Origin of the sequence: Streptomyces triticagri (assembly GCF_003429565.1) — a bacterium.
GTDB classification, from domain to species: Bacteria; Actinomycetota; Actinomycetes; order Streptomycetales; family Streptomycetaceae; genus Streptomyces; species Streptomyces triticagri.
Window position 1 is genome coordinate 1 of record NZ_QUAK01000016.1, and the last position, 13,497, is coordinate 13,497.

Below are 13,497 nucleotides of genomic sequence, written 5' to 3' on the forward strand. Positions count from 1 at the left end.
GTCATGGGCAAGTGACACCGCCGCCGAGCACCCCGTACACACGCATCCGCGGCCTCCCGGCGAACGGGAGGCCGCGGATGCGTGCCGGGTGCCTCAGGACTTGTGCGGCGGTTCGTCCTCCGCCGGACCGCTCTCCGCGGGACTGCTCTCCACGGGACTGCTCTCCCCAGGGGCCGAACCGTCCGCCGCCGGGCCCCGGTTGAGGGCCGAGTTCCGGTACGAGTACCCGAAGTAGATGACCAGGCCGATCGCGAACCACACGGCGAAGCGCGCCCAGGTCTGCCACTGCAGGAACGTGATCAACCAGAGCGAGAACACCACACCGATCGCCGGAACGAACGGCATGCCGGGGCACTTGAAGCCGCGCGGCAGCTCCGGCTGCCGGTACCGCAGGACGATCACCGCGACGCAGACCACCACGAAGGCCAGCAGAATCCCGATGTTCGTGAGCTCCGCGGCCTCGCCGATCGGCAGGAAGCCGGCGATCGTCGCGGACGCCACACCGACGATCCAGGTGACCCGGGTCGGCACATGCCGCTTCGGGTCCGTCTTCGCGAACCACCGGGGCAGCAGCCCGTCCCGGCTCATCGAGAACCACACCCGGGTCACACCCAGCATGAAGGTGAACATCACGGTGAGGATGCCGATGATCGCGCCGATCGCGATCACGTCCGCGAGCCCGCCGAGCCCCACCGACTTGAAGGCCGTGGAGAACCCGCTCTCCGGGTCGACCTCCTTGTAGTTCTGCATGCCCGTCAGGACCAGGCAGGCCAAGACGTAGAGCACCATCGAGATGGCGAGCGAGTACATGATCGCCTTGGGCATGTGCCGCTGGGCGTCCTTGGACTCCTCGGCCGCGGTGCTCATCGCGTCGTAGCCGAACACCGCGAAGAACACGGTCGCGGCACCCGTGAAGGCGCCGCCGACCCCGTACGGGAAGAACGGATCGTAGTTCGCGGTCTCGATGTGGAAGACGCCGACCGCGATCACGACCAGGACCACGAGCACCTTCAGCACCACGACGACCGTCTCGAAGCGGGCGGCGTTCTTGATGCCGAGCGTGAGCAGATAGGCGATCAGCAGGCAGAGCACCACCGCGAAGAGGTCGACGACATGACCGTCACCGGTGCCGGGTGCCCCGAGCATCCACGCGGGCAGGTCGGCTCCCATGGAGTCGACGAGGAAGCCGAAGTAGCCGGAGATGCCGATCGCCACCACCGCGACGATCGCCGTGTACTCGAGCAGCAGGTCCCAGCCGATGAACCAGCCGGCCAGCTCACCGAGCACCGCGTATCCATAGGTGTACGCCGAACCCGCCTTCGGGATCATCCCCGCGAACTCGGCGTACGAGAACGCGGCCGCCGCACTGGCCACACCCGCGATCAGGAACGAGAGCAGCACCGCGGGACCGGCCGTGCCGCTGGCCACCGCGCCGGCCAGCGAGAAGATGCCGGCCCCGATGATGCCGCCGACACCGATGGCAGTGAGCTGCCACAGGCCGAGGGTCTTGGTGAGCTGGCCCTCCCCGCGCCCCTCCTGGATCTGCTCGATCGGTTTGCGGCGCAGTACGCCTTGCCCGGCAGGGATCTTGGCCATCTGCCTCACCTCGATTGATCGTGGACCCTGACGGCCGATCATGATGGACCCGAGAGGGCCGGTGACGGAAGAAGGCGCACCAAAGCCGATGTGCCGGTGCGTACGCGGGCTACGGCACCACGGTGACGGGCCAGCGGCCCGCCTTGACCAGGCGTACCGCCACCGAGCCGATGAGACGGTGCCCGGCCTGCTCGGACGCCCCGACCACCACCGCGTCCGCGGTCAGCTCCTCGGCCGCGCTCACCAGGCCGCTGTACGGATCGCCGCGCAGCGTGTGGAACTGCCAGCGCACCTCGAAGATGCCCTTGACCCGCTCCGCACTCGCCCGGATCTCCTCGATCAGCCCCTCGGCCACCTCGTCGGTGGTGTCGGCCACGGGCACGCCGAGCGCGGCACCGGCGGCGAGCACCGGCTGGACGTACACCATCGCGAGGAGGGCGCCCTGCCGCCGGGCCAGACCGGCCGCGTACGCCGCGGCGCGCAGCGACGAGTCCGATCCGTCGACGCCGACGACGATCACCTTGGGGCCGTCGGTGCCCCGCTCGAACTGGTGGGGCCGCTGCTCCGAGGGGCGCTGTTCCGTCACACGGGTGAGGCTAGTCCACGCGCGGGTCGCACGGCAGTGCGCCCCTGAGGGCCCGGCGGGCGTGCGGCGCCGATGTGGCTCGACGAGCGAGAAGCCGGCGCCCTTCCTAGAGTCGAGCGCATGACTGCCGATGTACGCAGCACCGAGTCCGCCGGGGCCCGGGGAGCGGAGCGGGGCGCGATACGCACCTCACGCCGCGACCGGTTCCTGCACCAGGTGCCCGACGGGTTCGCGACGTTCTTCGGCCTGCTCGCGGCGTACTGCGCGATCATCGCGATCATTCCGCCGCTGAGGCGCGGGGTCCGGCCGTTCACCCGACTCCTGGACGCGGTCACGGTCCCGGTCAGTGCGAACCTCGCGTACGCGGTGTTCCTGGTCCTCCTCGCCACGGCCTGCGCCTCCCGCAAACGGATCGCCTGGCACCTGGTCGTCTGGTACCTGGGACTGCTGATCGCCGCGGACCTGCTGTGGATCGGAGCCGGGCAGTGGACCGAGGCGATCGCCTCCCTCGCCGTCTGTCTGGTCGCACTCGTCCTGCTGATCCTGGCCCACGGCGAGTTCTACGCGGACGCCAGGCGCGGCGCCGTGCGGCGCGCACTCGGCGTCCTGCTCGCCGGACTCGCCCTTGCGACCCTGGTCGGCTGGGGTCTGGTCGCGCTCTTCCCCGGCACTCTGGTGCACGGCCAGCGGCTGCTGTGGGCCCTCTCGCGGGTGTGCGGCGGGCTTGTGCCGATGGGCAGGTTCGACGGGGCGCCGCCGCGGCCGCTGTTCTTCTTCCTCGGGCTGTTCGGGGCGCTCGCCCTGCTCGCCGCCGTGGTGACGCTGTTCCGTTCGCAGCGGATGGAGGCCGCGCTGCACGGCGACGAGGAGCCCAGGATCCGCGCGCTGCTCGGTGCCTACGGATCGCAGGACTCCCTCGGCTACTTCGCCACCCGGCGCGACAAGGCCGTGGTCTTCGCCCCGAACGGCCGGGCCGCCGTCACCTACCGCGTCGAGGCGGGCGTCTGTCTGGCCAGCGGCGACCCGGTGGGCGAACCGGCTTCCTGGGACCAGGCGATCACCGCCTGGCGCGATGCCGCCCAGCGCTACGCCTGGGCCCCGGCCGTGATGGGCGCCTCCGAACAGGGCGCCAAGGCCTACGCCCGCGCCGGACTCGGCGCCCTGCAGCTCGGCGACGAGGCCGTCCTGCACGTCGCCGGCTTCGACCTGGACGGCCGCGACATGCGGGTCACCCGCCAGGCGGTGAACCGGGTCGCACGTACCGGCGCCACCTGCCGGATCCGGCGGCACTCGGCGCTGACCGACGCGGAGATGGAAGAGATCATCGACAAGGCCGACGCCTGGCGGGACACCGAGACCGAGCGCGGCTTCTCGATGGCGCTCGACCGGCTCGGCGACCCCCAGGACGGCGACTGCCTGCTCGTCGAATGCCTCGGCGCCGACGGCCGGCTGCTGGCCCTGCTGTCCTTCGTGCCCTGGGGCACGGACGGCGTCTCGCTCGACCTGATGCGCCGCGACCGGGGCGCACCCAACGGCGTGATGGAGTTCATGGTCGCCCAACTCTGCGCCGGCGCAGGGAAACTGGGGGTCCGTCACATCTCCCTGAACTTCGCGGTGTTCCGCGCGGTCTTCGAGGAGGGCGGCCGGATCGGTGCAGGGCCGATCCTGCGGCTCTGGCGCCGGATGCTGCTCTTCTTCTCCAAGTGGTGGCAGCTGGAGGCCCTCTACCGCTCCAACGCCAAGTACCAGCCCGTCTGGTTCCCCCGGTTCATCTGCTACGGCGACGCCGGCTCGCTCGCCCGGATCAGCCTGGCCTCCGCGATCGCCGAGGGATTCGTCTCCGTACCCAGCATGCGCAAGCTCTGGGGCCGCGGACACACCGCCCGCTTCACCGGACCGCAGCCCGCCACCACCGAGGGCCTGCCGCCGATCGACGCCCTCGGCATCGGCGGCCCGGACACCACCGCCGACCCGATGGCCGGACTCCCCGAACAGGTCCGCGTACGGCACCGCAAGTTGGAGCGGCTGCGCGAGCGCGGCATCGACCCGTACCCGTCGGGCATCGCCGAGCGCACCCGCACTCTGGCCGAGATCCGCAGCGAGTACGGCGCGCTGCCCGCCGGCAGCCGCACCGGGCAGCAGGCCACCGTGGCCGGCCGCGTGATGATCGTGCGCGACTTCGGCGGCATCGCCTTCGCAGTGCTCCGCGACTGGTCCGGTGACCTCCAACTGGCCCTGACCCGGGACGGTTCGGGACCCGATGTGCTCGACGGCTTCACCGCCGACACCGACATCGGCGACCAGATCACCGCCACCGGCGAGATCGGCACCACCGAACGCGGCGAGCTCTCCCTCTTCGTCACCGACTGGCAGCTCACCGCCAAATGCCTGCGCCCCCTGCCCGACAAACGCCGCGGACTCACCGACCCCGAGGCCAAGGTGCGCCGCCGCTACGTCGACCTGATCGCGGCGCCCGCATCCCGGGACACCGTCCGCGCCCGCTCCCGCGCCGTACAGGCGCTGCGCCAGGGCCTCCTCGAGCGGGACTACCTCGAGGTCGAGACGCCGATGCTGCAGCAGATCCACGGCGGCGCCAACGCCCGCCCGTTCACCACCCACATCAACGCCTACGACCTCGACCTCTATCTGCGCATCGCCCCCGAGCTGTACCTCAAACGGCTCTGCGTGGGCGGCCTGGAGAAGGTCTTCGAGCTCGGCCGCACCTTCCGCAACGAGGGCGTCTCGTACAAGCACAACCCCGAGTTCACCATGCTGGAGGCCTACCAGGCCTTCGCCGACTACGACGTGATGCTCGACCTGACCCGCGAGCTCATCCAGTCCGCCGCCGTCGCCGCCTTCGGCCGCCAGATCGCCCACCGGCCGGACGCCGACGGGCGCCTGGTGGAGCACGACATCTCCGGCGACTGGCCGGTGAAGACGGTGTACGGCGCGATCTCGGAGGCGCTCGGCGAGGAGATCGACCCCGGCACCCGCCTGCCCGGCCTTCGCCGGCTGTGCGACCGGGCCGGCGTCCCGTACACACCGGACGACGGACACGGCGACGTGATCCTGGAGATGTACGAGCGCCTCGTCGAGGAGAAGACCACCTCGCCCGTCTTCTACAAGGACTTCCCGACCTCCGTCTCCCCGCTCACCCGCCAGCACCGCACCGACCCACGCCTCGCCGAGCGCTGGGACCTGGTCGCCTTCGGTACCGAACTCGGCACCGCCTACACCGAGTTGACCGATCCAGTCGAGCAGCGCCGCAGACTGACCGACCAGTCGCTGCTGGCCGCCGGCGGCGACCCCGAAGCCATGGAACTGGACGAGGACTTCCTCGACGCCCTCGAATACGCCATGCCGCCCACCGGCGGGCTCGGCGTCGGCGTCGACCGCCTCGTCATGTTCCTCACCGGCCTCACCATCCGCGAGACCCTGCCGTTCCCGCTGGTGCGCCGCCGCTGATCGCGGCCCGCACGCCCGGCGTCGCCCTACTCCCGAACCGCCCCGCGCGCACCCCGGGACGGTCCCATCAGGTGCTTTCGACCGCGGGGCCGTGTTGATGGACGGCACCGGGGAAGGGCCGTGCGAGGCATTAGTCATGAAAAACGACGAATGGCTCCAGGGGCGCAGAACCCTGCTCCGCGGCGGCGTCGCTCTCGTCGGTCTCGCCGCCACCGCCGGCTGCTGGAGCGCGGACCGCGCGGGCGGCCCGGCGAAACCCGCACCGGCCGGCGGAGCGGCCGGAGCCCGGGCGAAGCAACTGCCCAAGGCCTCCGCGTACCGGCTCGCGCCGATGACCGGATCCGGCCCGCAGCGAGCGGCCCCGGCCCGACCACCCGTACGCAAGGCACCCATCCTGCAGATGAGCACCGCCACCCGCAGCATGGTGCTGACCTTCGACGACGGACCCGATCCCCGCTACACACCGGACATCCTCGCCACCCTGCGCAGCCACGACGTGAAGGCCATGTTCTTCGTCTGCGGCGAGATGGCGGAGGAGAGCCCCGACCTGCTGCGGCGGATGATCGACGAGGGGCACACCATCGGCAACCACACCTGGTCGCACCCCGAACTGCCCCGTATGGACCGGAAGAAGATCCGCGACGAGATCGAGCGCACCTGCGACGCCGTCCAGAAGGCCGTAGGCGAGACACCGCGCTGGTTCCGCGCCCCCTACGGAGCCTGGAACCGCGACGTCTTCGAACTCGGCTCGGAGTACGGCATGGAGCCGCTGGCCTGGACCGTGGACACCCTGGACTGGCAGGAGCCGGGCACCGGGTCCATCATCCGCCGCGTGCTCGACGGGGCGGCCCCCGGCGTCGTGGTGCTCTCGCACGACGCGGGCGGCAACCGCTCCCAGAGCGTCGCCGCCCTGCGCCGCTATCTGCCCGAACTGCTGTCGTCCGGCTACCGGTTGGGCGTACCCACCCGGGCCGTCTGAGCGCCGCCCGGGGCGCACGCGTCACGCCTCGGCGCAGCGCGTACCGTGAACCCCCCCCGCCCGCATGGTCAGTTGGAGCTGACCATGCGGGCGAAGACGACGACATTCCCGTCGTACCCATTGCTCTTGGAGAATCCGCCGCCACAGGTGATGACGCGGAGTTCCGGCTTTCCGGACGATCCGTAGACCTTTTCTCCGGGGAAGTTGTTCTTGTCGAAGACCTCGACCCCGTACACCTCGAAAACGGCGGTCTTTCCGTCCCCGCGCTCCACCTCGATGCGGTTTCCCTTCTCGACGGATCCGAGGCCGTAGAAGACGGCGGGCCCGGAATTGTTGTCGACATGGCCGACGACCACCGAGGTGCCCTTCTCGCCCGGCGAGACCGCACCGGTGAACCAGCCGGCCAGATTGGCCTGCTCCGGCGGCGGTGCGTCGACGAATCCCTCGGCGTCCAGACCAACCGGCTGGACCGGTGCGTCGACCTGGATCGCCGGGATCCGCACCCGCTCGGCCAGCGAGAAGCCGAGCGGCTTCACATCGACCGCGGCGGGTGCCCGGCCGGTGGTCCTGGTGTCCGCCGCGGCGGCCGAGGCCGGCTGCGGCGGGCCGACGGCGAACTCCCCGGAGCCGTTCCGGATGAGTGCGAGGCCGGTCAGCAGAACAAGCGCTATGACCCCCCAAGGGGCGCGCCTCTTCCGCGGTTCCTCCTCTTCGGCGGGCTGGAACGATGGCATGCGCTCTTCCCCTCTCAACGCGGAGCTCCGCCGCGTCCGTTGTGCATGGAAGAAAGCTAAGTGCCCGCCGTCCGGCCTGCGACGGGGCGAGGGCGAAACGGGTGGCGGCCATCCGTGCCGTGCGCCATCCGAGTTGCAGCGCCCGGCCAGTTTCTGACGGTCCGTGACCTGCGCCTATTCGGCAATAGCGGGAACGCCGTCGGCGTGTCGCCTCAACCGTACGGCCGATTCCCGAAATGCGGGTTGTCGCAGGCCGCCCGAGGGTCTTAGCGGGAGGCGCTCTCGCCAACTGACCGGGGAACGTTCCCCGGGGCGCCTGCCGCGGAGGTCCTCATGCGTGCAACTCGTACCCTGGCGGTCACAGCTGTCGCCGGTGCGTTCATCGGACTCGCCGCGCCCGCGGCGAGTGCCTGGGACGGGAGTACCATCTCCGTCTCTCCGAGCACCGTCGCGCGGGGCGGCACCGCCTCGGTGACGGTCAACGCCCATGAATGCGCGAACGGCAGCGGGAAGGTGTCGTCCGACGCGTTCCCCACCACCCACCTCAGGCCCAAGGGCGGCGGTGGCGTCGCCAATGTGACGATCCATCACAACGCCACCCCCGGCGTGCACAGCGTCACCGCCACCTGCGGCGGCCAGAGCGTCACCCGCGACGCCGCGCTCACCGTGATCCACGGCGGTGTCCGCGGTGGTCTGGGCGGCAGCAGCAGCACCGGCGCCACCGCCACGGACATCGCGATCGGCGGCGGTCTGGTCACCGCGGCGCTGGTCGGCGGCGGCGTCTTCTGGATGCGCCGCCGGGGCGAGTCCAAGGCCTGATACGACGAAGGTCCGGACGGCGCCGCCGTCCGGACCTCTTCGCCCTCTCACATACGTCGCCCCGGGATCGGCACGGATCCCGGGGCGACGTATGTGCGGGCTCAGGGCGTGTCCTGGGCGCCGTCCTCGTCGGGGCGCCTGCGCGCCCAGTAGTAGGCGGAGCCGAGGGCACCGGCGATGAGGGCACCGCCGAGGGCGATCTCCCCGACGTCCAGATCCGAGAAGCTGCCGCCGATACCGCCGTTGACGCCCTTGTTGTGCGGGGGAGTGGTGGGATTGCCGCCGCCGCCCGCGATGGTGAGATCCGTGGTGCCCTTCTCGCCGTTGCAGTCGAAGGTCACCTTGTACATCGCGCCGGGCTTGGCGTCCCAGTCGACCTTCGCGGTCGCGGGCTTGCCCTTGTGCAGCGTCACCGTGTCGAAGACGCCGGAGCTCACCTTGACCGCCGAGTCGCACCCGTCGGACTTCAGCGTGACCTCACCGCCGGCCGCGACGGTCGACGGAGTGACGCTGAAGCCGAACGAGGTGATGTTGCTGCTCGTCCCCGGGTCGTCCCCGGGCTTGAATCCCTGGTCGGGCTTCAGCCCTTGGTCGGGCTTGAGGCCCTGCTCGTCGCCGGGCTTGCCGCCCGGCTCGTCACCGGCCACCGCGGCCGGCGCTGCCAGCGCGAGTGCGCCGGCCGAGAGCAGGCCGACCGCCGCCGCAGCTATCGCGCGCATGGAATCCTCCGGGTCCCCGAGGAACATCCGCGGACCTGTTCCGCCTGTGCCGTAATGCACCTCGATGCCCGAAACGCTAGGTACGCAAGGGGACAGTCGCGATCCTTGTGGGGCGAATGGGGCACGGGGCTGGGCCACGCGGGGGAGAGTTCCGGCCATTCCCGTGTGGCGTGGGGCGGAAGTGCCCTGAGGTGCCGCGACGGGCCGGGTGCGCGGGGAGGTCGGGGCGGTGTAACCCGTGGCCGCCGTCCCGGCCGGAAGAATTCTTGCGATGCATTGAACGCAGCGTCCCCCCTCCCGCGTACCTAGGGCCATGTGCGGCGCCTCCCGGTGCCGCAGACATCCTGAAGACAACGGGAGTTGACCATGAACACCTGGCGCAACGCTTCGATCGCCGTGACGGCCGCAGCCGTCCTTGCGCTGACGACGGCGTGCGGTCAGGAGCAGGGGTCGGATTCCCCGAACGGCCAGTCCGTGGGCAATGCGGCACCCGCGGAGGGCGGCTACGGCTCCGGCGGGGCGTACGGCTCCGACTCCTCGGGCGAGGGCAAGTCCGCCGCCAAGGCCGCGGGCCAGCTCGCGGTCTGGGAGAGCAAAGAGCTCGGCAAGGTGCTGACGGACAGTTCGGGAATGACCCTCTATCGCTTCGACAAGGACTCGGCGAAGCCACCGAAGTCCACCTGCGAGGGCGACTGCGCCAAGGCCTGGCCCGCGGTACTGGCCAAGGGGGCCGAACCCGCCCCCGGTGTCGACAAGTCGCTCCTCGGCTCCGTGACCGCCCCCGACGGCACCGAGCAACTGACCATCGACGGCTGGCCCATGTACCGCTACGCCGAGGACAAGAAGGCGGGCGACGCCAAGGGGCAGGGCGTGGGCGGCACCTGGTACGCGGCCGCGGCCGACGGAAAGAAGGCCGCTCCCGCCGACTCGGGCGCCGGGGACGGTGCAGAGGAAGGCGCCGAGGAGGAAGGCTCCGGAGGGGCGGCCGACCTGGCGGGCATGTCGACCCGCAAGGACCCGAAGCTCGGCGAGGTCGTCGTCGACAAGAACGGCATGACCGTCTACCGCTTCAAGAAGGACTCGGCATGGCCCATGAAGTCCGCCTGCACCGGTGACTGCCTGAAGAAGTGGCCCGTCGTCGAGCCGGTGTCGAAGAACGACACCGACGGCATCCTGAAGAAGGGATTCGTGACCTTCGACCGCCCGGACGGCCTCCTGCAGCAGACCATCGACTGCTGGCCGCTGTACACCTTCGACGGCGACAAGAAGGCCGGCGACACCAACGGCCAGGGAGTGGGCGGCACTTGGTACGCCGTCTCGCCGCAGGGAAAGCTGATCGGCGCACCCAAGTAGATCCGACAGAGCAGGAGATACGCGGCGCCCCCACGCTGCGGTGCGTGCGATCCGGCCGGCCCCTCTTCCGTCCCCGCGGAGGAGGGGCCGGCTGCATGTGCAGCTGCAGGTGCACATGCCATGGGCAGTGGCTAAGAACGGATGAGTAATTTCCGTTTCTGCTCGACCCGTTGGCGAGCGATCAGTAGCCTCGGCTCGAACACCGGCTCGCCTACAACCGGGAGATCTGATGGACCGCCCTTCCTGGGCCCCGCACGGCATCGACATCTCGACGCCGAGCGTGTCCCGAATGTACGACTTCTACCTGGGTGGTTCGCACAATTTCGAGGTGGACCGAGAGGCCGCCCGCAAGGCCATGGAATTTCTACCGGGGATGCCCAAGATCATGCAGGCGAATCGTGCCTTCATGCGCCGGGCCGTGCGGTACGCGGTGTCCGAGGGCATCACGCAGTTCCTCGACATCGGCTCCGGCATTCCCACCTTCGGCAATGTCCACGAGGTCGCGCAGGGCGAGAATCCGGATGCGCGCATCGTGTACGTGGACCACGACCCGGTCGCCGTGGCGCACAGCGAGGTCGTACTCGAAGGCAATGACGGAGCAGGAATTGTGGCCGCCGACCTCCGAAAGCCCGAGGACATTCTGGGCAGTTCGGCGGTCGAGTCCCATCTGGACCTCGAACGCCCCGTTGCACTCCTGCTTGTAGCTCTCCTGCATTTCGTGGAGGATGCCGACGACCCGTACGGTGCGGTTGCCGAACTCGGCGCGGTACTCGCTCCGGGCAGCCTGATCGTCCTCACGCATGCCGCGTACGACGGGATCCCGCTCCCCGAGCAGCAGGCGGGGGGTGCCGTGGGGGTCTACAAGAACATCCGCAATCCACTGATCATGCGATCGCGTGACGAGATCGCGCGATTCTTCGAGGGGTACGAGATGGTGGAGCCAGGTCTGGTCTCGATGGCCGAGTGGCGTCCTGACACGCCGCCCGAGGACGAGGATCCGTACGCCTTCTCCGGGTTCGCGGGCGTGGGGCGCAAGGCGTGAGCGACACATCCGACGGCCCCGAGGGGCGACTGCGGCGGTTCGCCACGATATGGAGCCGCGCGATCTTTCCGGTGACCGCCACCTCGCTCACCAGACCCGAGATCGAGCTGCAACTGATCCCGCTGGCACGGCAGTTGAGAAACAGCCTGACGGCCCGGGTGTTCCAGCCGGAGGCCGGTCGTGAGGTGGGCGCCGCGCTGATCTCGTTCCACTCGACCGACCCCGAGGTGCTCAGCCGCACCCTGGACGCCGTCGACGCGTACCTCGTCCTGTACTGCGGCGGCGACGGGGACGGCGAGGAACTCCGGGCCCGCAGCGCCCGGTTGCAGCATGCGGTCGCGGCCGGCTTCGCCAAGGCCCTGCGCGAGCGCACCCTCGCCGAGCAGGAGGCCATCTCCCGGGCGACCTTGAATGCCCGTCAGATGGTCGCGGAAGCGCTGCACGCCAGCGAGGCACGGTTCCGCGCGGTCTTCGAGGGCGCCGCGATCGGCATCGGCATAGCTGACCTCGACGGCAACATGCTCGAGATCAACGACGCCCTCAAGCGCATGTTCGGCGGAGCCCTCGACAACAGCGGCCGCTCCCGCAAGGTCCACGAATGGACCCACCCCGACGACGCGCCCCAAGTCTGGCGTCTCTACGAGGAGTTGGTGCGCGGCGAGCGCGAGCACTACCGGGTGGAGAAACCCTTCTACCGCCAGGACGGCACCGTCCTGTGGACCAATCTGACGGTGTCCCTGCTGCGCGACCCCGAGGGCAATCCCCAGTACCAGCTGGCCCTCATGGAGGACACCACCGAGCGCCGGCTCCTGAACCTGCGGCTGCGCTACGAGGCCACCCACGACGCGCTCACCGGACTGCCCAACAGGACCCTGTTCTTCGAACGGCTGGAGAAGGCGCTCGCCACGCCCGGCGGCCGCTTCGGGCTCTGCTACCTCGACCTCGACGGCTTCAAGGCGATCAACGACAGCCTGGGCCACGCGGCCGGCGACCGGCTCCTCGTCGAGGTCTCCGACCGCCTCCAGTCCTGCGCCACCGCACCCGGCGAGATGGTCGCCCGGCTCGGCGGCGACGAGTTCGTGGCCCTCACCACCGGCCCCGACACCGAACGCGAGGTGGACGAGCTCGCCGGCCGGATCCTGAGCATGCTGGCCATCCCGATCCGTATCGAGGGCCGAGAGCTCACCGTCCGCGGCTCGATCGGCATCGTCGAAGGACCCGCCGGTGAGCGCAGCGCCGCGGAGGTGCTGCGCAGCGCCGACATCACGATGTACCGGGCCAAGTCGGCGGGCGGCAACCGCTTCGAACTGGCGGACCCCGAGATGGACGAGCGCACCATCACCCGGCACGGGCTCACCACGGCGCTGCCGGCGGCGCTCGACCGCAGCGAGTTCTTCATCGAGTACCAGCCGCTGGTGCATCTCGCGGACGGCAGTGTCAGCGGCGCCGAGGCCCTGGTGCGCTGGTCGCACCCGCAGCACGGAGTGCTCGGCCCGGACCGCTTCATCCCGCTCGCCGAGCACACCGGCCTGATCGTGCCGCTCGGCCGCTGGGTCCTCGAGGAGGCCGTACGCCAGACCCACGAGTGGCAGCAGCGGCATCCGGGAGCCGGCCCGCTGCGGATCAACGTCAACCTCTCGCCCTGCCAGCTGCACCACTCCGGTCTGGTCGCCGACACCGTCGACACCCTGGAGCGGATCGGCCTCGAACCGGGCACCCTCTGCCTCGAAGTGACCGAGTCCGCACTGATCGGCGCCGACGACGACCTGCTCAAACCGCTGCGCCGGCTCGCCGAGATGGGCGTCGACATCGCCCTGGACGACTTCGGCACGGGTTACTCGAACCTGGCCAATCTGCGGCGTCTTCCGGTCACCGAACTCAAGCTCGACCGCTCGTTCACCCAGGGCATGCAGCAGTACCCGGCGGACCCCGTCGACACCAAGATCGTGGAGGGCATCGTGGCCCTCGCCCACAGCCTCGACCTCTCGGTGACCGTCGAGGGCGTGGAGACCGCCGCGCAGGCCGACCAGCTGCGCCGGCTCGGCTGCGACACGGCCCAGGGCTGGTACTACGCCCGCCCCGGCCCCTGGGACCACCTGCACCAACTGGCCCTGGTGGACGCCACGGGGTGAGGCGGGCGGCGTGGCGCACCACCGGCAGCCGCGGTCCGGTCCGCGAAGATCGGGGACACGCCCTAGGCTTCG

General features: G+C 70.3%; 10 protein-coding genes. 6 read left to right on the forward strand and 4 right to left on the reverse strand.

From position 1 onward, the window contains the following. Positions 1-93: 93 nt before the first annotated feature. Positions 94-1,596: an amino acid permease gene (locus DY218_RS02990; protein WP_128554309.1), complete on the reverse strand. Its 1,503-nt coding sequence runs from the start codon at positions 1,594-1,596 to the stop codon at positions 94-96. A 109-nt stretch (positions 1,597-1,705) separates the two neighbouring features. After that, positions 1,706-2,182: a universal stress protein gene (locus DY218_RS02995; RefSeq protein WP_128554310.1), complete on the reverse strand. Its 477-nt coding sequence runs from the start codon at positions 2,180-2,182 to the stop codon at positions 1,706-1,708. A 120-nt stretch (positions 2,183-2,302) separates the two neighbouring features. On the opposite strand from DY218_RS02995, the gene lysX reads away from it, so the two are divergent. Beyond that, positions 2,303-5,647: a bifunctional lysylphosphatidylglycerol synthetase/lysine--tRNA ligase LysX gene (gene lysX, locus DY218_RS03000; RefSeq protein ID WP_128554311.1), complete on the forward strand. Its 3,345-nt coding sequence runs from the start codon at positions 2,303-2,305 to the stop codon at positions 5,645-5,647. A gap of 136 nt (positions 5,648-5,783) precedes the next feature. Next, positions 5,784-6,626, forward strand: coding sequence for a polysaccharide deacetylase family protein (locus DY218_RS03005; protein ID WP_128554312.1), 843 nt, complete (start codon positions 5,784-5,786; stop codon positions 6,624-6,626). Positions 6,627-6,694: 68 nt separating this feature from the next. Here DY218_RS03005 and DY218_RS03010 read toward each other — a convergent pair whose 3' ends face one another. Beyond that, entirely contained in the window at positions 6,695-7,360 is a 666-nt protein-coding gene (locus DY218_RS03010; protein WP_128554313.1) for a class F sortase, read from the reverse strand. A 333-nt stretch (positions 7,361-7,693) separates the two neighbouring features. Between DY218_RS03010 and DY218_RS03015 the strand changes: the two genes are divergently transcribed. Next, a complete protein-coding gene (locus DY218_RS03015; RefSeq protein WP_128554314.1) occupies positions 7,694-8,179 on the forward strand; it encodes a hypothetical protein in 486 nt (161 codons plus the stop codon). 101 nt (positions 8,180-8,280) lie between these two features. Here the strand turns inward: DY218_RS03015 and DY218_RS03020 are convergent, their stop codons facing one another. Next, the gene (locus tag DY218_RS03020; RefSeq protein ID WP_128554315.1) at positions 8,281-8,898 is read right to left on the reverse strand and encodes a hypothetical protein; all 618 of its coding nucleotides are present in this window, start codon (positions 8,896-8,898) and stop codon (positions 8,281-8,283) included. Between the two features lie 366 nt (positions 8,899-9,264). On the opposite strand from DY218_RS03020, the gene DY218_RS03025 reads away from it, so the two are divergent. The 3 genes from DY218_RS03025 to DY218_RS03035 all read left to right on the forward strand — a co-directional run bounded on the left by DY218_RS03025 (position 9,265) and on the right by DY218_RS03035 (position 13,425). Continuing rightward, complete coding sequence (locus tag DY218_RS03025; protein ID WP_128554316.1) at positions 9,265-10,251, forward strand: SCO0930 family lipoprotein; 987 nt, start codon at positions 9,265-9,267, stop codon at positions 10,249-10,251. A 229-nt stretch (positions 10,252-10,480) separates the two neighbouring features. After that, positions 10,481-11,293: an SAM-dependent methyltransferase gene (locus DY218_RS03030; protein WP_128554317.1), complete on the forward strand. Its 813-nt coding sequence runs from the start codon at positions 10,481-10,483 to the stop codon at positions 11,291-11,293. Further along, positions 11,290-13,425, forward strand: coding sequence for a putative bifunctional diguanylate cyclase/phosphodiesterase (locus DY218_RS03035; protein ID WP_128554318.1), 2,136 nt, complete (start codon positions 11,290-11,292; stop codon positions 13,423-13,425). Before DY218_RS03030 ends, DY218_RS03035 begins: the two co-directional genes overlap by 4 nt. Positions 13,426-13,497 lie beyond the last annotated feature (72 nt).